Below are 21707 nucleotides of genomic sequence, written 5' to 3' on the forward strand. Positions count from 1 at the left end.
GGTTGGGTTTTCTAGCAGCGAGACCTAAACCTCACGCCACGGCTCAACGCGTCATTGCGCCCAAACGGGCGGGGTTAACTACTCTAATCGGCCTCATCCTCTTCGGCATAGCTCAGCGGTAAATCCTTCAGAAGCTCCGCTGAATGTGTCGCTACAGTATCCCACGAGAAAGGCATCCAACGGCCCGACGCGTAGTCGAATACCTCGGTAGCGGCCGGGCAGGCAAACAGCTTGTAATCGAACTTGGGATAGTTGTGAACCACGTAGCCGGGATAGTAATACACTTTGCGCTGCTGCAGGGCATGAATAATGGTGAGCAGCATCAGGTATTTGCCCAAGCTCCGCTTGCTGTAAGCCGGGTCGTAGAAATTCATGATGCCCGACAAGGTGCGGGTGCCGCTGTCGAAAATACCGGCCGCAATCAGCTGTTGCCCGTCGCGCACTTCCATTACCTGTGTGGGAAACACATTGTGCTTGGCCCCGGCCAGAATAAAGGACTCCACGGTTTCGGGAGCATCGAAGTCGATGGAACAGCGGTAGCGGGCGTAGAGGTTCTCGTACTCGGCAGTAAGCTGAAAAGGCTGGATAAGAACGTTGAACTGCTGGTTGAGCCGCAGCAAACGCCGCTGGTTGCGGCCGAACGATACGTTAGGCAGGATCAGGCGTAACCAGTGGGCGGTGTACAGCGTGTCGTCGATGGGCAGGAAACGGCAGGTAAACAGGTCCTGGTGCATGCGGTAGTAACCCTGGCCCAGGTAATAATCGAGCACGTCGCCCGGTATAGCGGTAAAAGAGGCGGGAGTAGCGGACATAGTTGGCGGGTACCGGTACAGAAAACGCCCGCGGTTAGGCGGGCGTTGTCGGGCATTCAGGAAACGCAAGCTGCGGCTAGAACGTGCGCAGCGACAGGCAGTCGTCTTCCTTTTTGCGCATGGCCGTTTGGCTCAGCAGGTCTTTGTCTTTGTAGCCAAGCAGGTGCAGCACGCCGTGAATCATCACACGGTGCAGCTCGTCGCGGAAGGAAACGTGGTGGGTTTCGGCGTTTTCGCGGATGCGGTCTACGGAAATGAACACGTCGCCTTCGATGATGTCGGCGTCGTCGGCGTTATCAAACGTGATGACGTCGGTGTAGGTGTCGTGGTTCAGGTACTCCACGTTCACCTTGTGCAGGAACTCGTCGGAGCAGAAGATGTAAGTCAGCTGCACAATTTTGTGCTCGTGCACGCTGGCCACACGTTCAATCCACTCGGTGAGCTGGGTGGCGTCGGACAGTTCAAAATCCACGTCCTCGACCACGAACTCGATGCCCGGCGCGTCGTGCAGGGGATTATAGTCGTCGTCCTCGCGGGGAGGCGGCAGCTGGGCGTCGTCGGCTGAAGTCAAGGGAACTGCGGAGCTAGAAAGTTAAGAGGCTACGGCGTGGTCGTTAACGCCGTTCGAGCCAGCAGGCGGCAGGAAAAACGTTAGCTCCACCTTGCGGCCGTCGTTGGTAAACTCAACTTCGTCGGCGAGGTGGCGAATGAGGAAAATACCGCGGCCACCAGGATTTTCCAGGTTTTCGGGCGCGGTAGGGTCGAGCAAATTGGTGTAGTCGAAGCCCGTACCCTGATCTTCTACCTCGAAGGTCACGCGGTTATCGGCGACAGTCAGGGCCAACTGGACGTTTTTGTCCTTGTCGAACTTGTTGCCGTGGCGGATGGCGTTGTTCACGGCCTCCGTGACGGCCACCATGATGTTGCCGTAGATGTCGTCTTCGATGTGGAAGGTTTCCTTCGAGTTATCGATGAAACTCTCAACCACGCGGATATTTTCGACGAGGGAAGGTATCTGGATTCTGACCTGCTTCATGGAGTGAAAAAAGGCGGCGGGGCGTAAAAGTAGGCAGCGTTATTTCATTTTCTGAAAATACTCGCTCACCTCCCGCTGATAATACGGAGTGAGGGCCGGGGGAACCGTACGTAGCAACTCCGTTTGGCGTTGGCGTTCCTGCTTGTATTTCTCGAAAGCAGGCGGGAAACCCGGCGGCACTACTCGTGCCGTTTCGGCTTCGCGCTTGTTGTCGAGGTCCCGCTCCCGGGCCGATTTCTCGGCTTCCAAGAGGCGGCTCAGGATCTGACGCTGGCGCATAACGGTTTGCTCCGTCAAGCGCTTGTTTACGAGGTCCGTTTCCGTTTGTTCCATCATTTTTTTCAGCTCCCCAAGGCCGCCCATGCCTTGGTCGCCTTTGCCATCCTTCTGGCCATTCTTGCCTTCTTTGGCGGCCTGCTGCATCTTTTCCAGCTCCTGCAGGGCCTGGCGAAGCATCTGCTGTTGGGCAGCCATTTTGGCTAATTCCTCCGAAAGCTGCCGGCCGCTTTTGCCACTCTGCTGGAGCTGCTGAATCTGCTGGTTAAGCTGCTCCTGCAGCTTGCCCATCTGGCCGGGGCTGGAGCCGGGTTTCTGGCCTTTTTTCTTTTTGCCGGGTTTGCCGCCGCTGCCTTTGGCCTGCTGGGCTTGGCGCTGCTGCTCCTGCATTTGCTTAAGCGCGTCGTTGAGCATCAGGGCCAGGTTGTTCATGCTGGTCATGGCCAGCTGCTGGTTGCCGGTTGCCCGACCCACATTGCGCTGGCGCAGCTGCTCCATGGCCTGGTCCATTTGGCCGTTCATCTCGCCCACTTCGCGGGTTACGAAGCTCTGGAGCTGGAATACCTTCTTGGCCAGGGCGTACAAAGAATCCTGAATCACCACGGCATCGTCGCGGAGCTTGCGCTGGGTTTGGCCCAGTTGCACGAAGCGCGGGTCGCTCTGATCTACCTGCCGGAAATCCTTCATCAGGCTTTCTTGGTCAAAGCTCAACTTAAGCAGGTTTTCCAGAATGTCGCGCAGGCCGTCGATGTTCTGCTGCTGCTGGTCCGACTCCTCTTCCTCCATGTTCTGACGCATTTTCTGCGCCATCTCCTTCATGTTCTGAGCGGCCTCTTTCTGATTTTGGGCGGCTTTCTGGTTCTGGTTTTTGCCGAGCTGCTCCTGGCTGTCCTGCATCTGCTGGTCCACCTCCTGCTGCTCCTGCTGCAGGGGGTCAAGATTGTTCTGGTGGTCGAGCTGCTGGTCGAGCTTCTGGGCCTCCTGCAGTTCCTTCTTCACCTCTTCGAAAGCCTTTTGGGCTTCCTGCTGCTGTTTTTTGAGCTGCTCGTTTTCCTGCTTGCGCTGGTCGTTGGGCTTCTCGGCGGCTTTTTCGGTTTGCTCGGCCAGTTTCTGCTCCTGCTCGGCTAGCTTTTCCAATTGCTCGGTGGCGCTTTCCATCTTCTGCTCCAGCTGCAGTTGCTTGAACATATCAAGGGCGCGCTCCAACTCCTTCTGCAGGGTTTGCTCCTTGTTTTCGAGCTGGTCGAGGAGCTTCTGCATGTCCATGTTATTGGGCGTTTTCTGCTGCTCCAGCATCTTCTGCAGCTCCTCGTAAAGCTTCTTGGTTTTCTCGTCGAGCAAGGAATCCATCAGCTTTTGCAGCTCCTGGGCCTTCTCGGCCAGCTGTTCGTTGCGCGGGTCCAGCTGGTTTTGCTTCTGGCTGAGCTGCTCAAACATCTGCTTCATGTCCTGCAGCTGCTGGTCCATCTGCAGCTTTTGGTCGAGCAGCTCCTTAAGCTCTTTCTTATCCGAAAAACTCAGCTCGCGCTTGGTCTTCAGCTTGTCTTCTACCTTGGCCAGTTCCCGCTGCATCTTCTCCGACTGCTTCTGGGCGCTGCTCAACTGGCTCTGCATCGATTTCGATGTGGCATTCAGCTGCTCTCGCAGCTCGGCGCGGCTGGGCAGGCGGTAGGTGAGCGGACGGGTGCGGGTGCTTTTAGCTCCGCGCAGGCCGTCGTTGTCCCACACTTCTACAGTGTACTCCAACTGCTGGCCCGGCTGCAGGCGCAGCGGCGCCAGGTCCCATTGGTGCGTGTACGTCTGCGACGGGCCGTTATTAGCCAAGCGGAGCGCGGTAGTGCGCCACGCGCCGGGCTGCTGGGCCGTGCCGGTGCGGTAGTGCAAGGCCAAACGCGTGAGGCCGTAATCATCCTGCAAGGTGCCGGCCAGGGCCAGAAAACGCTGCGTAACGGTGTCGGAAAATGCTTCTACCGTAACGCTGGGTGCTTGGTCGGGTACTACGGTGAGCTGGTACTCAATTGGCTCACGGTTGGGGCCGGCGGTGGCGTTGCGCAGCTGCACGCGGTACACCTGGCTGCGTACAGCCGGGCGCGTGAACGTGAATTGCTCGTCGCCGGCTTCGGTGGCGGCTAAGGTTTCGGCGGGGTCAAGGAATTGCAGCTTCACTTCGTCGGTAGCGGCGGTGCTGAACTGCCAGGTGAGGCGCGTGCCTTCGGGCACCGTCAGGTTGCCTTCGTTAGGCAGTGTTTCGGCGGCGCGGCGCAGGTACGCAGGGTACTCGGCACGCACGGTAAACTCGCGTAGGTTGGGGCGTTCGAGCACGCGCAGCTCGTAATCATCGGAAGTGAAGCCGGCGGCGGCCAGTTGAAACGCTACGTCGCGCTGGGGCTGGCGGAAGGTGTAGGCGAAGCGGCCGGGCGCTACTTTAGTCAGGCGCCGCTCGGTGCCATCGATAACCAGATTTACCTCGTTGGGCATGGCCTCGCCCTCAACGGTTACTTCCAGCTTGAAATCCTCGTTTTTGAAAGTCTTCAGCTGCTTATTTCCCACCACAAACCGGAAGGGCATGGGGCGCGAGTAAGCACGGTTGTAGTGGAAAATGCGCTCGGTACCCTGCACGAACAGTGCGGGCCACACCAGTAGCAGCAGTGCCGCCACGGCGGCGGGCACGGCAGCATACTTCCACAGCGGCCGGGTTTCTTCCTTGATGCGGATGCGCTCGGCAAACTCCAGACCCGAGAGCTGCCCAGCGCGCTGCTCCAGGCTGGCCGCAATCAGGGCGTTGTCGCGGGCTTGGCCCTGCAGCTGCAGGGCGTTCAGGAGCTTGTCCTGCACTTCCGGGAACAGTTGACCTACGCGTTGCGCGGCCTGCTCATCGGATAAGAGGCGGCGCAGGTTGGTAAGCGCGGCCAAGGGCTGCCAGATCCAGCGTACAAAAGCCCACACGGTTAGGCCCAGAAACCCGAACAGAAGGCCGCCGCGCACCCAAGTAGGTAGGTACAGAAAGTATTCGAGCAGGTTGAAAACGACAAACAGCGTCAACAGCAAGCCGCCGGCCACCAAGGCGCCGCGTACGAGCAGGCTGAGGTAAAACTTCCGTTTGAAGCCTTCCAGGTGTTGACGCACGGCTTGCCAGCCCGAGGGTGCGGCAGCGGCGGAAGTGGGTAAAACTGGCGTTGCCGGCATGGCGAACAGGGCTCGTCGAAAGAGAAATTCAGAGACAGGAAAGATACGGCGAAACCGGCCCCGCAGATGGTCGGTGGCCAAGCCGTTGAGCTTGTAACCACGTCGCAGCCAAAAAAATTGCCGGACCCGTTACGTCACCGGCCTTACCGCCACGCTAGCTCAACTCCACGAAGGCCGGGCAGTGGTCGGAGTGCACCGCATCGGGTAACAGACCAGCCGACTGCAGCCGGGGTTGCAGGGCATTGTCAGCCAGCAGGTAATCCAGGCGCCAGCCTACGTTGCGGGAACGGCTACCGGCGCGGTAGCTCCACCAGGAGTAGTGGTGCGGCTCGTCGCCGCGGTGGTGGCGGAAAGTGTCGGTGAACCCATCCGACAGCAATTGGGCAAACCAAGCGCGTTCCTCGGGCGTGTAGCCGGGGCTGTTCTGGTTGGCCTTGGGGTTGTGCAGGTCAATGGGCGTGGGGCAGCAATTGAAGTCGCCGGCAATAACGAGCGGCGGCACGCTGTGGCGCAGCGCCTTCACGTAGGTAGAAAACCACGCCAGCCATTCCAGCTTGAACTGCTGCCGCTCTGGGCCGCTGGTGCCCGAGGGCATGTACACGTTCAGCACCGAAAAGTCATCGAAATCCAGGCGCAGCACCCGGCCTTCGTGGTCGTACAGGTCGCGGCCGCAGCCCATGGTCACGTTTTTCGGCTGCTGCTTGCTGAAGGTGGCCACGCCGCTGTACCCGGGTTTTTGGGCCGGATACAAGTAGGCATAGTAGCCCAGCGCCTCGAAGGCGGCTACGTCCAGCGCCTCGCGGCCGGCCTTAATTTCCTGCACGCACAGCACGTCGGGGTTGGCCTCGCGTATCCATTCAATCAGGCCTTTGCTGAGGGCCGAACGCAGGCCGTTGACGTTGTAGCTGATGATTTTCAAAGCGTTATTAATCAAATAGGACGTCCTGCTGAGTTTATCGAACCGAAGTTTGGCTTAGAGCTTCCTTCGGTTCGATAAACTCAGCAGGACGTTGAGGTAGGGTTAGGCATTCAAATCTTCCTGCTGGGCGAAGTATTCCAGAATGTGCCACTTAAGCATGCGCTCCTGCTCTTTCAGGCTGGCAAACGGCACGGGCTGCAGCAGGCGGTAGTGGGGCCAGCCTTCTTCGTCCACGCGCTCCAGTTCGTAGTAACCCGAGATGCTGAAAAGCCGGCAGGTAGCAATGTGCATCAGGTCCTGCTTTTGCTCTTTGGAGAACGGCCCGGCGCCCTGGCCCAGCTCCTGCACGCCAATGAGCAGCAGCAGCGCGTTCAGGTCGGGCTTTTTGCCGAACCGCTCGCGCATTTCCGTCATCAGCAGCCACCAGCGGTGCTCAAACTGGGCCTCGGTTTCCTGGGGGTTGAGCATGGCTTAGGCGCTGTGCTCGGCGTGGGCCGGCGCCGGCTGCGCCGATTCTTCCTTCAGGGCTTCCCAGTACTCCACGGCGCGGCGGAAGTGGGGAATGACAATGCTGCCGCCGATGAGGTTGGCAATGGCAAACACTTCGTAAATCTCCGAGTCGTTGATGCCTTCTTCGTAGCACTTGCCAAGGTGGTATTTGATGCAGTCGTCGCAACGCAATACCATGGAGCAGGCCAGGCCCACAATTTCCTTGGTCTTCACGTCCAGAGCACCGGCTTGGTAGGTGTTCGTGTCGAGGTTGAAAAAGCGCTTGATGACCTTGTTATCCGCCGCCATGATCTTTTCGTTCATGCGCGAGCGGTAATCGTTGAATTCCGTGACGAGGCTCATGGTAAATCGTATGTTGTGAGTAAGGTGCCAGTGACCCGGCCAAGTAAATGGCTTTCCAGTCGCAAAGGTTTACATTCAGCCGCAATTACGCCCGGCTAGCTGCGGATTATAGCAACGCCGGGCTTACAACTACTTCCATTACTTACTTATCGGCTTATGTTACGCGGTGCTCTATCCGATTTCATTGCGTTGGCCTTTCCGCACACCTGCCTGGCTTGCCTGCAGCCCTTGGCCCGCGGCGAAACGCATTTGTGCACCGATTGCCGCGCCCAACTCCCGTACACTGACTTCCACCGCCTTTCCCCTGCCGCTAACCCGCTGGCGCGGCTGTTTTGGGGCCGCGTGCCGGTGGAACATGTGCTGAGCTACCTGCGCTTTTTGCGCCGCGGCCGGGTACAGCACCTTCTGCACCAGCTTAAGTATAAAGGCCAGCGCGAAGTAGGTTCTGCCCTGGGACTGATGTACGGACAGGAACTGGCCGAAATTGGACTGGGAACCGACGTGCAACTCATTGCCCCCGTGCCGCTGCACCCGCGCAAACTGGCTAAGCGCGGCTACAACCAGTCCGACAGCTTTGCCGAAGGATTAGCGCAAAGCCTGGAACTGCCGTGGAGCCCCAGCACCCTGCAGCGCACCGATTACACCGCCTCCCAAACCCGCATGACCCGCTCGCAACGCTGGCAAAACGTAGCCGACGTATTTGTGGTGCCCAACCCAACGGCAGTGCAAGGGCAACACGTGCTCATTGTGGATGACGTTCTGACAACCGGCGCCACCCTGGAAGCCTGCGCTGTAAAGCTGCTCGCGGCCGGTGCCGCCAAGGTAAACGTGGCTACCATTGCTTACGCCGAGCACTAGTTTATAGGAAGGAAAAATGTTTCGTCGTTACACTTTCTTGTCTTCGGAATAACAGTAATACAATACTCAAAGAAGAAGTAAACCCTTGATTTTGAGTAAAAATTAGGATTGCTTATCAGTGATATAGACAGATTGTAGATATTGCTGACCTGTTTCATTTTCCATCTATCATACCTCATGACCCTTTTTACCCCCCCCTATTTTCGCATAAAAAAGCTAGCGGCCTTGGTGTTGCTGGCTTGCGGCAGCTTGGCGGCCGCAGCTCAGGAGATTACGTGCAGTACACCACCCACCCCAGCCGACCTTATTCCCAGCGAGCCGGCAATTGCGCCGCCGCTTATCTGCTCGCAGACTTACAACGTGCGGGTGAACATTCACTTCATGCAAACGGCCGACGGCACCGGTAACTTTGATCAGTTTAACGACGGGCATCCTGATAATCCGGACCCCGGCGTAACCGGTTACGACTATGCCGAAGCGCTGGTGTGGGCCGCCAACGGTCAGATGGACATCAACCCGCCGTTGACCGTTGCGCCCGGCAGCTCCCTCACGCCGCTGCCCAAGCGCATACGCCTGCTGCTAAACGGCGTGTATTTCCATCGCAACGACGCTCTGCGAAATTACGATGACTTAATGAACCCGTCTGCCTACATAATAGACGGGCACAACACCATTAACGTGTTCATTACGGAGGTTCCACTGGATAACCAAGGATACCCATTGGTGGGCCCGCGCAAGGGTGGCGTAGCCAAACAGGTAAGCTACTGCGGCATGACGGGCAACAGCAACCTCTGGACTTGCATTGTAAGCCCGTGGACCGGCTGGGTTGCCCCGGTCCGTAGACAAGCTTGGGAATACGCCAGCGTACTCAATCACGAAGTAGGGCATTTGCTGGGGCTGGAACATACGTGGTACGGTGCCAGCGGCTGCGCCGACGCGCCCGCCAATGCCAACTGCTGGAACTTGAACGAGCCGCCGGTAGACAGAACCGGCGTACCGCGGTGCGATGCTGCCGCCAAGGTATCCAACAACATGATGGACTACAACGCCCAGCAAAAGTCCCTGTCGCCGTGCCAGCTCAACAAGTTATACCGCAACCTGGAAGGCTGCCTGGCCAACTTCGTGCACTCCTGCAGCAATTGCATGCCGGCGCTCATCCGGTATTCGCTTCCCCACCCCAAAGTGCGTACCACCACCAACATCGTGCTCGACGGCCGCGCCAGCTTTGCCGAGCAGTGGTTTAAGATGGAGGTTGACCGCGTGGATAGCCAGAACCAGATTATTGCCGGTACGCATTTCGAGGTGAGCCATTGGCGCGCTATGGCCGTTGAAAACCTCAGCAGCCAATACCCCTTCTTGGCGGGCAACCGCTACCGCATTCGGGTAACGGGGGCCGCCTCCTGCGGCGGGCCGGTAGCCGAGCAGATCGACTACACCAGCATCGGCACAGGCTTCTAACGCGGCTGGTTGTCTCGTATCTCTTTTCACGATACCACCATGAAAGCAATACAAAAACTACTCACCAGAGCCCTGTCGGTTGGCCTGAGCCTGAGCGCGGGTCTAGCCGCTGCCCAAACGGCCCCCGGATGGGGCTGGGCCGACCGTCAGGGCGGTTTCAGCGTTACCACCGGCCAGCCCAACAATAATACAGCCGTGGGCCGCGACGCGGCCGGTAACGTGTACGTGCTGGGCGATTTTGTGGGCTTTGCCACCATCGGCGGCATTCAGCAGCTGTTCAGCGCGGGCGAATCGGATATCGTGTTGGCCAAATACAGCCCCGCCGGCACGGTGCTCTGGCTGCGCACCCTGCAAGGACTGAGCATTGAGGAGGCCGGGCACATGGTGGTGGATGCCGCGGGCAACGCCACTTTCACCGGCACCTACGGTAGCCTCACCGGTGGCGACCTGGTACTGCCCGGCGGGCAGATGCTGCAGGGGCCGCGGGCCGCTGGTGCACCCCCTACCGGCAGCAATTACGGCAGCTTCTCCTTCATTGCTTCCTTCAACGGGCAAGGCGACCTGCGCTGGGCCAAACGGTTTTCGCCTACCTACGGGGTATTCACCTGGGGATTGGCTCTTGATGCACAAGGCAACTGTTACTGGAGCTGCCATACCTCTAGGGACTTGTTTATTGAAGGAACGGCTTACCCCAAAATTGGTGCTGCCTCTTCCTTTGACGGCTTCCTGACCAGCTACGCCTCCGATGGCACCCTAAGGTGGGTGCGGCAAGCGGGTATTCCGGGCGAAAGCGTGCAACCCGCCGGACTACAGATTGACGCCGCCGGAGCCGTGTACTGGTCGGTGAGTCACAACGACGTGTTGAACCTGGACGGGTTAACCGGGCCAGCGCCCACCCGCAGAGGAAATCCCACACTGGTCAAGCTCACGGCTGCCAACCGGGTGTTATGGCTGAAGCGCAACTTTATTAGCACGACGGCTAGTTTCGGCGGCGAACAGTTGATTGGCGACGATCCGGCTTCGGGGTCCTTGTACTTTCAGGCTCTGAGCAATGCTGGGACCATAACCTTTGCAGGTAACGTGCCGTCAATCACTACTCCGGCGAATACCTTAAGTACAATACTAGTTCGTGCTGACACAAGTGGACGGGTAACCTGGGCCAAACTAGTCGGTGTCGATGCCGGGCAGCAAAGGTTTGCAATACGACTGGTCAGCATTCATTCCGTCGGAGCGAACCAACTCGTAATGGCAGGCAACACGGGAGGCGGCCCGATAACATTGGAAGGCTATGGTCCATTAGACAGCAGCAACGGGCTGATCCTAGCGCTCAAATATGATAGAACCACCGACACCTTTGACTGGGTGCGTACAGCCGGTTCACCCCTAAGCTCAACCACCAACGAAGCCAGGCTTACGGATGCCATAGCCGACGCCAACGGGAACGTATACGTAGTCGGTAATTTTGTTGGCACCGCCCGGTTTGGCGCCCACACGCTCACCACGCCCACCTCCGCCCGCGCCGAGGGCTTTGTAGCCAAGCTCGATCAGACCGTGCTGCCCACCCGGGCCCGGCAAACCACGGCCGCGTGGTCTGCCTACCCAAACCCAGCGTTTGGCGAGGTGCGGGTTACCGGAATCCCAACCAGCATTACAATACACTTGGTTGACGGTTTAGGGCGGCGAATCCGCACGTTTGCCTCCCGGCAACCTAACCAATCTTTGAACCTGCAAGGACTTACGGCTGGGCTGTACGTTCTGCAGCCCACCAATCCAGATTACGCACCGTTGCGGCTACTGGTACAGCCGTAAAGTCATAACGGAAGAACAGACCCCTGCGGATATTCGCGTGGGCGTTGTGGCACCGTTTTAAAAAACATAGTTAAACAAAAAAGCCACTCCTCACGGGGCGGCTTTTTTGTTTCGGTTCGTTGCTGAACGCAAGTCTTATTTGTTCGAGCCGGGGTTAATCATGGCGCAACGGAAACCGATGGTAGCCGTGGCCGAGTCTTCGCCCATGAAGCGGCGCGTGCCGGGCGACAACCAGTAAGCTACGTCTTTCCACGAACCGCCTTTGTATACGCGAACGTGGTCGTCGATCAGCGACTGGTAACCCTTCTTGTCGTAACGGTCGGCTTCGTCCAGTACACCGTTGCGGCGGAAGGGGTTCAGGTCTTCCATGTCTTCGTACGAGAGCGGACGGTACACGTCCTGCACCCACTCGTTCACGTTGCCGGCCATGTTGTAGAGGCCGTAGTCGTTAGGCGGGTAAGCGTAGATGTACTCGGTAATCATGGCGCCGTCGTTCAGGCTACCGGCAATACCGGCGTAGTCACCGCGGCCACGCTTGAAGTTGGCCAAGAACTGACCCATCTTCTTACCGTAGGGGTTACGTACCTGGCGACCATCCCACGGGTATACGCGCTTGTTTTCCTGGTTTTCGTTGCCGGTTTCCTGCGTACCGATCATGGCCTGCGCAGCGTACTCCCACTCTGCCTCGGTGGGCAGGCGGTAGTTCGGCAGCGTGTTGCCGTTCTCGATGGCAATACGGGTTTTGCCTTCGCCATCTTCGGTCGTGCCTTCAGCGCCCTCGTCGGCACCTTCGTCGCCGCCTTTGTTTTTCTTACCGAACAGGCCGCCTTTTTTCTTCTTGCTGCCGCCGCCGTCGCCTTCGGTGGCATAGCCAGCGAGGTTTTCGTTCACCTTGGCGGTACGCCAGGTGCAGAAGTCGTTAGCCTGCAGCCAGCTTACACCCACCACGGGGAAGTAGCGGAAACCGGGGTAACGCAGGTAGTAATCAACGTAGGGGTCGTTAAACGACAGGTCGCGGGCCCACACGGCGGTGTCGGGCAGGGCCGACTGGTAAAACTCCTCGGAGGAGTCTTTGCGCACGTAGTGGAGGTACTCGAGCCAGTGAATGTTGGCTACTTCGGCTTCGTCCATATAGAACGAGGCCACGGTTACGGTGCGCTCGAGGTTGTCGTGGGTCATGGCCACGTCTTCTTCGCCCGAACCCAGAACCGTGCGGCCACCTTCGATAAACACGAGGCCGGGGCCTTCCGGAATGCCTTGGTAGTCAGCTACCTTCATGCCTTCCTCGGTGTTGTACTCGATGCCTGTGGTGGACGAGTATTTACCGGGTTTCTGAGCCGAAGGCGGCCCGCTTTTGCAAGCCGACAGGGAGCAGGCGCCAATAATGGCTAAGCCTATGTACTTGGAAAGATTCATACTTGTTTATGTGGAACTCCTTGAGCGGAAAAGGCTTGACTAGGGCAAAGTGGTTGCAATATTACTGATTTTCAAAAGGTGGGGCAAGGTGGTGGAGCGTAATTTTTACGTCGTAAGCGCCGTTTCGCGGCTTCGATCAAATCAAACTTGGTTAAGCTCAATGTTATTTCATGCGCACCGCCTGTTTCCCGGCTGAACTGGTTGAGGCTCACGTCGTAACTGTAACCGAACCTGAAACCGTTCCAGGTTAGTCCCAGCAGCGCTACGAGGGTTTGTTGAGCGTTTCCGGGACCGGGAATGGCGCCGCGCCAGAGCAAACCGGCAGTAAGCGGAGTGGTGGTGCCGTACAAGCCCAACTCCAAGCGTTGCGAACCGCCTTGGTAGGTGTAGCTGCCCGTGGGTGCTAAGCTCACCTCGCGGTACTCTCGCTTGACCGTCGTTTTCACGAAATAATGCTTGTAGCCCCCATGAGCAGCCAGCCTAAAAGGTAGTTTGGCATCGTCGGCTACGCCGACGCGGGGCTGGTTCACGTGGTCGAGGGCGAGGCCGCCCCACGTGTTTGAGGTGTAAAACAGGCCGCCTACGCCCAGCGTGAGGTAGTGCACGGGGTCGTAGGCCAAGGGCTCGGCTGAGGGACCGACCTGCTGGCCGTCGTCGGAGAGTTGGTCGCCAAAGAGCAGGTTGCCGTAGCTGATGCGCTGGGAACCATAAGCAGCACGAGCCCCGCCGCTCAGGTACAGGTTTTGGGCGAGGCGGGCGTGGTAGGCGTAGGTGAAGCCGGCTTCGAGGCGGGTGAGGTTCAGGCCGCCGCCGCGGTCGGCGTTAATGAGCAGGCCCACGGCGCTGCGCTGGTTACGGAGGCGGTAATCGGCGGCCAACTGACTGGTTTGCAGCGCCCCGATGAGCGTGGGATACTGATTTCGGTAGGCCAGCGTTACGCTGGCATCGTCAAATAAACCGGTATAGGCCGGATTTAGATGCAGACGCGTAGCGTAGGGCTGCGAGAAGTACACATCCTGTGCCTGGGCCGACCAACTGCCGAGCGTACCCACACTCACCAACACCGTGAGCAGGCGCGGGTGCCGACCGGCCCGAGCGGGCAGGTGGCGCAACAGGCGGCGCAGGAAATAGGTGGGTGGCATACGCAACGAATGTAACGCGGTGAAGCCTCGGTTTGGTGTACCGCAACTTGCCTCGGAACTAAAATTGCAACTTAGCTCCTCTTTATCGTGCCGCCCCGGCGGTGCGCCAGTGGCAAACATCTTGCTTACGCTTCGCCGTCAACTTTTTACGTCATGCGAAAATTTTTTCTGGGCCTGCTGATTTTCCTCGTGGTACTCGTGGCAGCCGTGGCCCTCACTCCTATTCTGTTTAAAGACAAGATAAAAGCCGCGCTCGACCAGCAACTGGCCCAGAAGCTGTCGGCGAAGGTGGTGTATCAGCCAGAAAACGTAGGTCTGAGCTTGTTGCGCACCTTCCCCGATCTGGACCTGAGCATCGAACAGCTGCGCGTTATCGGGCAGGACTCGTTTGCCCGCGACACGTTGGCCTACTTGCCCCGCATCGATATTGGGCTAGACCTGATGAGCGTGGTGCGCGGCGACCAAATCAAGATCAACTCCGTGACGCTGGAGCGGCCCGATATCAGCGTACACGTGCTTAAGAGCGGCCGGGCCAACTGGGACATCGTGATTCCCGACTCCGCCTTGGCCGAGCAGGGCAAGGATACCACGGCCATTAAGCTTACCATTAAAGGCTGGCAGATTGAGAACGGCCGCCTGCGCTACAACGACCAGAGCATTCCGTTTGCCATGCAGCTGCAGGGCATTCAGCACGAAGGTTCCGGCGACTTTGCCCAGAACATCTTCGACATGACCTCGAAGACCACGGCCCAGGCGCTGACCATGAGCTACGACGGCACGACCTACCTCGACAAAAAGCAGCTGACCGCCGACGTGACCATGGGCATGAACCTGGACAAGATGCTGTTCTCGTTCAAGGACAACCAGGTGCGGCTGAACGACTTTCCGTTCAGCTTTCAGGGCGACATCGGCTTGCCGAACGCTACCGACATAACGTATGACCTAACCTTCAAAGCCCTAGAAACCGACTTTAAGAACATCCTGAGCCTGGTGCCCGGCGTGTTTACCGAGAAGTTCAAGAGCATAGAAACCAGCGGCAAGGTGGCCTTCACCGGTTACGCCAAGGGCGTGCAGAACGAAGTGCAGATGCCGGGTTACGGCGTGAAGCTGCAGATTACCAACGGCATGTTCCACTACCCCGAGTTGCCCCAGGCGGCCCGCAACATCAACGTGGACATGGAGGTGGACAACCCATCGGGCTTCACCAACAACGTGAAGGTGAACGTGAAGAAGTTTCACCTCGACCTTGGCAAAAACCCCATCGACGGCAACGTGGCCATTGACGGGCTGGAGCCGATGAAGGTGGACGGCCGCGTGAAGGCCAACGTGGACCTGGCCGAAATGCTGAAGGTATACCCCGTGCAGGACTTGTTGATGCGCGGCCAGTTGTTCGTGGATGCCACGGCCCGCGGTACTTATTCTAAAACCCAAATGCCGGTAACGCAGGCCGCCCTGCGCCTGACCAACGGCTACGTGAAGAGCAAGCAGTTCCCGGCCCCCATCGAAAACCTGACGCTGAATGGTACCGTGACCAACGCCACCGGTCAGGTGAACGATACCCGCGTGGACATTCCGCAGTTTCGGATGCTACTCGACGGCGAGCCGCTGGAAGGCCGCGTGGCGGTGCAAAACATCGACAAGCCGGTGTTCGATGCCAACGTGAAAGGCGTGGTGGATTTGACCAAGCTCACCAAAATCTTCCCGCTGGAAGGCATGACCGTAACGGGCCGCCTGAACGGCAACATTGCCGCCAAAGGCAGCATGGCCGACATCGAGGCCGAGCGTTACCAAAGAGTAGTGGCCTCGGGCACGGTTAACGCCCAAAACGTAACCTATAAGAGCCGCGACTTGCCCCAGGGCGTGCGCGTAACGCAGGCCACGGCCAACTTCAACAACGACCAGATTGAGCTGCAGAACATGACGGGCTTCGTGGGCTCGTCGGACATTGCGGCTTCGGGTACCATCTCGAACTACATGGGCTACATGTTCACGCCCGGCCAAAGCCTGCGCGGCACCGTGAACGTAAACTCACGCCGCTTTAACGTGAACGAGTGGATGGTAGACGAAGCTACCGGACAGCCTACGCCCGGCGCTACGGCCGCAACGGCCAAAGGCACCTCCGCCACGCCGGCCGCTACCGGCGCCCAGGGCGTGCTGGAAATTCCCAAGTTCTTCGACCTGAACCTGAACGCCAACGTGGGCCAGGTGGTGTACGACAACCTGAAGCTCGACAACCTGAAAGGCACCTTGGCCGTGCGCGACCAAGCTGTGAACCTGAACGGACTGACGTTCAACACCCTTGGCGGCAACTTTGCCACCACCGGCAGCTACAACAGCAAGGATCTGGCACACCCCAAGTTCGCTTTGGGCCTGAACATCCAGAACCTCGACTTTCAGAACGCCTTCAGCGCCTTTAACTCGGTGAAAAAGCTGCTGCCGCTGGCTTCGCAGGTTGAAGGCATCTTTGGTACCAACTTTAGCGTGAGCGGCGAAATGGGCCCCGACATGATGCCCGTTTACAGCTCGCTCACCGGCAAAGGTGTGTTTGAAGTGGTACGCGCCGCCGTGGGTGCTTCGCCGGCTCTGACTAAGATCAGCAACCTCACCCAATTGCAGGAGCTGAAAAGCTTTGTGGTGAACAACAAGGACGTGGCCGCCGAAATGCTCAACGGCAACTTCATCGTGAAGCCCTTCGATTTTACCGTCGGCCAGATCAAGAGCACCGTGGGTGGCTCCTCGAACGTGGGCGGAACCATGGAGTACATCATGGCGCTGGATGTGCCCACCGGCAGAGTAGGCAACGCCTTGAACGCCAAACTCACCCAGCTTACCGGCGTGCAGGACATCAAGGGTACCGAGCGCGTAACGCTGGGCCTGAAAATTGGCGGCACCATTACCAACCCCACCGTTAACCTGACTACCGGCAGCGTGAAAGGCCAGGCCAAGGACGTAGCCAAAAGCCTCGTGCAAAGTGTGGTGCAAAGCAAAGTAGACGATGCCAAGCTGAAACTGGCCGCCAAAAGCCAAGTAGCGCAGGACAGTGCCCGCCGTGAGTTGGAACGCAAGCAATTGGAGCTGCAAGCCAAGGCGCAGCAGGAAATCGAGAAGAAGCGCTTAGAGGCTGAGGCTAAGCTCAAGCAGAAAGCTTCGCAGGGGCTGAACTCGCTGTTTGGTAAGCCCAAGAAGCCCGCCACTCCGCCCGCTGATCCGCCTGCGGAAACGCCCAAGGAAACCCCCACCGATACCACCAAAGCCAGCAACTAAGCTTATCTAGTTGCTGCTGCATAGCCGGCTCACCCGCCTTGTTTGGCGTGTGGGCCGGTTTTTGTTTTCGGCTGTATCCTTTTCTGAAGCACCTGCGTTTGAGCATCACTTAGGCTGCAAGCAAAATGGTATATTTATTGCCACTGCTTTCGTTAGGCTGCCTACAGGCCATTTGTTGCTTGAACTTTTCCCTGATTAACTTTCCTCCACCGACCATGATTCAAAAATTCTCTCTCTACGCCTTGGCCCTCGGAGCCGCTCTGAGCTTGGGTAGCTGCGGCAACGACAACGACAAAAGCTCGAAGCTGGAAATCCGGCTGATGGATGCTCCCGGTGACTTCCAGCGCGTGGTGCTCGATGTGCGCCAGATTGAAGTGCACTTGAAGGAGGAAAGCAACCCCGACGGTTGGCAAACCCTGCCCTTCACGGCCCAAGCCATTAACGTGCTGGAGTACGTGAACGGCCGCTCGGCCCTGCTCGTTAGCACCGATTTTGCCCCCGGTGACCTAAAGGAAATTCGCCTCGTGTTGGGCCCCGACAGCTATGTTATCGGCACCGATGGTCAGCAGTACGACCTGAAAACGCCCAGCGGCCAAACGTCGGGCGTGAAGCTGAAGCTCGACCAGGCCAATCTGCGCGAAAACGAGACCTTCCAGCTGCTGCTCGATTTCGACGTGGCTCGTTCCATTGTGGAGCGCGGCAACTGGCGCCCCGGCAACGATAAAAAGGAGCGCTACCTGCTCAAGCCCGTTATTCGGGTAATTGCCCAAGCCATTAACGGCGGTTTGCGCGGCACCGTAACGCCCGCCGCCGCTCTGCCCGAGGTGCTGGCCATTCGTTCGTCCATCGTACCCGCCGATACCTTCAGCACCCGTGCCGATGGTTCGGGCGCTTACCAGTTCTTTGGCATTCCTTCGGGCACTTATACCCTGAAGTACTTCCCTTCCGCCACGGCCCCGGCTAACCAACCGGCTTACCAGCAGAAAACCGTAAGCGGCGTGGTGGTTACTAACAACAATGTAACCCAAGTGCAGAACGTGCCGCTGAATTAAGCAGCCGCCTACACGCATTAAAAAAGCCCGTTGACTACGCTGTCAACGGGCTTTTTTAATAGTGATGAATTATCTATTTATAGCTTGAGGCGTCGGTTAGCTTAACCGCTGAACCAAGGCCAGCAGCTCTTGTTGAGTGTTCTGGGTTTTGTCTTTGGCGTACCAGGAATGCACTTTTTCGGCGTATTCCTCGTGGGTGGCACCGGCGGCTTTTAACTGCAGAAAAAGCTCCTGCGCAGGCGCCGGCCGCGGGCCCCAATTAGCTACTTCGGTGAGGGAAGCGGCATCGAGAACGATGAGCTTGGGAATAGAGCGGCCGCCGTTGGTCAAGTAGCGGTCCATCAGATCCAGGTTTTCGTCGCGCAGCAGGTAACGCGTGCTTAGCTTGCCGTGGCTGGCCCGCGCTACGGCTTCCAGGGTGGGAACGATTTGGGCGGCGTCGCCGCACCAGCCCTCAGTTAGCACCAGCCAGATGTATGGCTTTTCCAAACGCGCCAAAGCCGCTTGCAGCTCTGGCAACACGTGCACGGTTTTATCGATGCGCTGCATCCGCTGAATGTTCAGATGCGCATACTGTACCAACCATTCCTCCTGGTTGGGGCCGGTGGTATGGCGTTGGGCCATCAGCTCATCGAGAAGCTGGCGGTAAGAGGCGTAAGAGTAAGCGGCGGCCAGGCGTTCAGGGGTAACAACCGGCGCAGGGGTGGTGTCAGCCATAAGAGGGCGAGTGAGCGTGGGAAGTATTAAAAAACCCTTCCGTATACGGAAGGGTTTTCGGTTGCTATTAAAAGCAAGGCTTACAGGCTAGGCACAGCCTTTTTGGCTTGCACCGACAGCTCGCGGCAATACGTTATAAAGTCGGTATTAATGGGCTCTAGGCCGTTCTGGCGCAGGTCGGCGGCTACCTGCGCCCGGTGGTAATTGGCGTGTACGCTGGCGTGGGTGAGAATATCCGATACCTGGCTTTCGTACGAGTCGCCGAGCGAGTTGGTGTAGCTGATCACGCGGTGCAGCTCCTGGTCGTCGGCTTGCTGCACGTATTGGTGCAAGGAGGGCGAGGTTTGGTGGTGGAGCTTGTGCAAACCGGCCAAATCATGCTCCTGCCACACTTTCACAGGGCTTTCGGTAGAGGTAAGGCGAGCCAGCCAAATGGCTTGGGCGTTCAGTACGTGGCTGAACAGGCGTAAGGTGCGTTCGGGCAATTGTTGGCCTGCGGCCGCAATGCCATCGAAATGCGCCAGCAGCTTGGTATTGGCCCACACGTTGTAAGCCCCCAGCTTTTCGAGCGTGTCAATCATGAGAAAAGAAAATGGAGTATTGCGAATTAGGAAGTGGGCGGAAGCAGGTCGGCAGAACGCGGTTTTAGCTTGCGGAGTGCCCCGTAGCCCTACTTTCTGGGTTAGCGACGCGGGTCGCGCCATACAAGTTGTTCGGCGCTGCGTTTCTTTTCGAAGTCGGCGCAGTTGCCGTCGCCGCGGCCGGTTATGCCGCCGTCGGGGCGGCAAAGCACCACGCCTTTGGCATCATACAGGGTGCTGAAATTATCGCAGCACGGAGCGGTTTCGTAGTAAACGGTTTGGCCGTTGTATTGGTAGCTGAGAATGGTGATGGGCGGGTTCTCGGCCTTAGCGGCCAAGTGCTGGCTAATTTTCTCGTCGAGCCACTGCGGACGGTTGCGCTTATCAAAAGCCACTTGCTGGTCATCGGGCCGGCTGGTGGGCGTGGGCGCGGTGGTAACCGTGGGCGTGGAGGCACTGGAAGTGGCGCGCGGCTCCGAGGTGTCGGTGGGCGTGGTCAGGTCGACGTGGCGGGCACAGGCGCCGGACAGCAGCAGGGCTCCAATGGCGAGGGAGAATACGCGATGCATCGGTTTTCGGAACAGAAGGCGGCAAATGTACAACTTGCCCGTCCGAAGCCGGACGGAACCCGCAAAGCGGCTTTTTTGCATACGCAAACCACTCAGCAATGGCTACTTCTCCTCTTCCCGATGCGCACCGCCAACTCAGCAAGTTCCTGTCATTGGTGCTGCGCCACCAACCCGGAACCATCGGCCTAAGCCTCGATGAAGCCGGCTGGGCCGAAGTAAACCACCTGCTGACCCGCCTCAACCAGCACGGCCACGCTGTTACTCGTGAAACTCTGGAAGCAGTAGTAGCCGGCAGCGACAAACAACGCTTTGCCTTCAGCCCTGATGGGCAGCGCATTCGGGCCAACCAAGGCCACTCCGTAACCGTTGACCTCGGCTACACGCCTCAAACGCCGCCCGAGGCACTTTACCACGGTACCGCCGAACGCAACCTGCCCGCCATCCGCAGCGCTGGCCTGCTGCGCCAGCAGCGCCACCACGTGCACCTCTCGGCCGATGTCGACACTGCCCACCGCGTGGGCCAGCGCCACGGCCGCCCGGTGGTGTTGCGCATTGCCGCCGCCGATATGGCCCGCACTGGCTACGCGTTTTTCCTTTCCGAAAACGGCGTGTGGCTCACCGAAGCCGTACCGCCACAGTTCATCGGGTTTCCTGCCGAGTGATTTTCAGGTTAGCCACAGCTGCAAGCGTGCCCACAGCGGCGGGCCCAGAATCAACAGCCCAACCACGCCCGCAACCAGTGCTGCCACCAGCACCGCACCGGCGGCTACGTCTTTTGTACGGCCGGCCAATGGGTGGTACTCCGGCGACACCAAGTTCACCAGCGTTTCGAGGGCCGTATTGATCAGCTCGGCCGTCCAGACCGCACCAATGGCCAGCAGCAGCAGCGCCCAATCGTGGCGCGGTAGGCGCAACCACAGGCCCAGCGTTACCACCAGCACCGCAGCCACAGCGTGAAAGCGCAGGTGCGGCTCCGAGGCCAAGGCCGTGCGAATTCCTTTCAGGGCATAGCCGAAGCTGGCTACTTCACGGCGCCAGGGCCGGGGTGGGCGCGGAACGGGCGGCTCAGCCACGGCTGTCGTATTCACGGAACACGGACTGGCGCAGCTTGTCCCACTCGGGCTTCAGAATGCTGAAGTACACCGAGTCGCGGCGCTGGCCGCCCTGTGTGAAGCAGTGGCTGCGTAAGGTGCCTTCCTCTACAGCGCCCATGCGGCGCATGGCTTCCCGCGACTGTTGGTTGCGGGCGTCGGTTTTTAGCTCCACCCGCTCGCAGCCCAATTCGCCAAACGCGTATTTCAGCAGCAAATGCTTGGCGGCCCGGTTCACGCCGGAGCGCTGAAACTCGCGGCCCAGCCACGTCCAGCCAATCTCAATGCGGCGTTCGTCCAGGGCAAAGCTGCCGTAACTGGTGCTTCCCGCCAAGCGGCCCGTTTCCAAGTCTACAATAGCAAAGGCGTAGCGCCGGCCGGCTTCGCGGTCCTGAATGGCTTGGGCCAGGTAGGCGGCCAAGGCCACGTTGTCTTTGGGCAGCGGCGTGGTGGTGTAGCGCCAAACGGCTGCGTCGAAGGCTATTTGCTTGAGGGCCTCGAAGTCGGAGGCTTCGAGGGGGCGCAGGCGCACGCGGCTATTTTCCAGCGTAATACAACGCGAACAGTCCATTCACTTGTCAGTTGTTGGCGGTCAGTTGTCAGAAAAAAGACGCTACGACTACCAATTGAGAGGGTTCCGGCTGCAAAGGAACGACGCTTCGGCAAGAA

At 58.7% G+C, this 21707-nt stretch carries 20 protein-coding genes; 6 read left to right on the forward strand and 14 right to left on the reverse strand.

The features are described from left to right. Positions 1–83: 83 nt before the first annotated feature. The 7 genes from ABD903_RS19290 to ABD903_RS19320 all read right to left on the reverse strand — a co-directional run bounded on the left by ABD903_RS19290 (position 84) and on the right by ABD903_RS19320 (position 7081). A complete protein-coding gene (locus ABD903_RS19290) occupies positions 84–812 on the reverse strand; it encodes a GNAT family N-acetyltransferase (RefSeq protein ID WP_345226943.1) in 729 nt (242 codons plus the stop codon). Positions 813–888: 76 nt separating this feature from the next. Beyond that, positions 889–1383, reverse strand: a complete 495-nt coding sequence (ybeY, locus tag ABD903_RS19295) for an rRNA maturation RNase YbeY (RefSeq protein WP_345226944.1) — start codon at positions 1381–1383, stop codon at positions 889–891. Between the two features lie 21 nt (positions 1384–1404). Beyond that, positions 1405–1848, reverse strand: a complete 444-nt coding sequence (locus tag ABD903_RS19300; protein WP_345226945.1) for an ATP-binding protein — start codon at positions 1846–1848, stop codon at positions 1405–1407. 39 nt (positions 1849–1887) lie between these two features. Further along, positions 1888–5310 carry a DUF4175 family protein gene (locus ABD903_RS19305; RefSeq protein ID WP_345226946.1) on the reverse strand — a complete coding sequence of 1141 codons (3423 nt, stop codon included), beginning with the start codon at positions 5308–5310 and terminating at the stop codon, positions 1888–1890. A 154-nt stretch (positions 5311–5464) separates the two neighbouring features. After that, the gene (locus tag ABD903_RS19310) at positions 5465–6244 is read right to left on the reverse strand and encodes an exodeoxyribonuclease III (RefSeq protein ID WP_345226947.1); all 780 of its coding nucleotides are present in this window, start codon (positions 6242–6244) and stop codon (positions 5465–5467) included. An 87-nt stretch (positions 6245–6331) separates the two neighbouring features. Continuing rightward, positions 6332–6697 carry a hypothetical protein gene (locus ABD903_RS19315; RefSeq protein ID WP_345226948.1) on the reverse strand — a complete coding sequence of 122 codons (366 nt, stop codon included), beginning with the start codon at positions 6695–6697 and terminating at the stop codon, positions 6332–6334. Between the two features lie 3 nt (positions 6698–6700). Beyond that, complete coding sequence (locus ABD903_RS19320) at positions 6701–7081, reverse strand: carboxymuconolactone decarboxylase family protein (RefSeq protein WP_345226949.1); 381 nt, start codon at positions 7079–7081, stop codon at positions 6701–6703. 156 nt (positions 7082–7237) lie between these two features. Between ABD903_RS19320 and ABD903_RS19325 the strand changes: the two genes are divergently transcribed. The 3 genes from ABD903_RS19325 to ABD903_RS19335 all read left to right on the forward strand — a co-directional run bounded on the left by ABD903_RS19325 (position 7238) and on the right by ABD903_RS19335 (position 11206). Beyond that, positions 7238–7939 (forward strand): ComF family protein, encoded by a 702-nt coding sequence (locus tag ABD903_RS19325; protein WP_345226950.1) that lies wholly within the window; start codon positions 7238–7240, stop codon positions 7937–7939. A gap of 177 nt (positions 7940–8116) precedes the next feature. Continuing rightward, positions 8117–9397 (forward strand): M43 family zinc metalloprotease, encoded by a 1281-nt coding sequence (locus ABD903_RS19330; protein ID WP_345226951.1) that lies wholly within the window; start codon positions 8117–8119, stop codon positions 9395–9397. A gap of 39 nt (positions 9398–9436) precedes the next feature. After that, the gene (locus ABD903_RS19335; RefSeq protein WP_345226952.1) at positions 9437–11206 is read left to right on the forward strand and encodes a T9SS type A sorting domain-containing protein; all 1770 of its coding nucleotides are present in this window, start codon (positions 9437–9439) and stop codon (positions 11204–11206) included. 135 nt (positions 11207–11341) lie between these two features. Here the strand turns inward: ABD903_RS19335 and ABD903_RS19340 are convergent, their stop codons facing one another. Then, positions 11342–12622, reverse strand: coding sequence for an SUMF1/EgtB/PvdO family nonheme iron enzyme (locus ABD903_RS19340; RefSeq protein WP_345226953.1), 1281 nt, complete (start codon positions 12620–12622; stop codon positions 11342–11344). Positions 12623–12693: 71 nt separating this feature from the next. Further along, a complete protein-coding gene (locus ABD903_RS19345) occupies positions 12694–13764 on the reverse strand; it encodes a PorP/SprF family type IX secretion system membrane protein (protein WP_345226954.1) in 1071 nt (356 codons plus the stop codon). A 153-nt stretch (positions 13765–13917) separates the two neighbouring features. On the opposite strand from ABD903_RS19345, the gene ABD903_RS19350 reads away from it, so the two are divergent. Beyond that, entirely contained in the window at positions 13918–17028 is a 3111-nt protein-coding gene (locus tag ABD903_RS19350; protein WP_345226955.1) for an AsmA family protein, read from the forward strand. Between the two features lie 215 nt (positions 17029–17243). Continuing rightward, on the forward strand, positions 17244–18080 hold the full coding sequence (locus tag ABD903_RS19355; RefSeq protein ID WP_345226956.1) for a DUF4382 domain-containing protein: 837 nt from the start codon (positions 17244–17246) through the stop codon (positions 18078–18080). A gap of 96 nt (positions 18081–18176) precedes the next feature. On the opposite strand, the gene ABD903_RS19360 is transcribed toward ABD903_RS19355, so the two are convergent. The 3 genes from ABD903_RS19360 to ABD903_RS19370 form a co-directional block, all read right to left on the reverse strand. Continuing rightward, positions 18177–18797 (reverse strand): thioredoxin family protein, encoded by a 621-nt coding sequence (locus ABD903_RS19360; RefSeq protein ID WP_345226957.1) that lies wholly within the window; start codon positions 18795–18797, stop codon positions 18177–18179. 80 nt (positions 18798–18877) lie between these two features. Beyond that, complete coding sequence (locus ABD903_RS19365) at positions 18878–19378, reverse strand: DinB family protein (RefSeq protein ID WP_345226958.1); 501 nt, start codon at positions 19376–19378, stop codon at positions 18878–18880. A gap of 101 nt (positions 19379–19479) precedes the next feature. Next, on the reverse strand, positions 19480–19947 hold the full coding sequence (locus ABD903_RS19370) for a DUF6970 domain-containing protein (protein ID WP_345226959.1): 468 nt from the start codon (positions 19945–19947) through the stop codon (positions 19480–19482). 98 nt (positions 19948–20045) lie between these two features. Between ABD903_RS19370 and ABD903_RS19375 the strand changes: the two genes are divergently transcribed. After that, positions 20046–20609, forward strand: a complete 564-nt coding sequence (locus ABD903_RS19375) for an RNA 2'-phosphotransferase (protein ID WP_345226960.1) — start codon at positions 20046–20048, stop codon at positions 20607–20609. Between the two features lie 3 nt (positions 20610–20612). Here ABD903_RS19375 and ABD903_RS19380 read toward each other — a convergent pair whose 3' ends face one another. Next, positions 20613–21035, reverse strand: a complete 423-nt coding sequence (locus ABD903_RS19380; protein WP_345226961.1) for a diacylglycerol kinase family protein — start codon at positions 21033–21035, stop codon at positions 20613–20615. Beyond that, on the reverse strand, positions 21013–21609 hold the full coding sequence (locus ABD903_RS19385) for a GNAT family N-acetyltransferase (protein WP_345226962.1): 597 nt from the start codon (positions 21607–21609) through the stop codon (positions 21013–21015). Before ABD903_RS19385 ends, ABD903_RS19380 begins: the two co-directional genes overlap by 23 nt. Positions 21610–21707 lie beyond the last annotated feature (98 nt).

It is taken from the genome of Hymenobacter koreensis (assembly GCF_039541855.1).
Lineage (GTDB): Bacteria > Bacteroidota > Bacteroidia > Cytophagales > Hymenobacteraceae > Solirubrum > Solirubrum koreensis.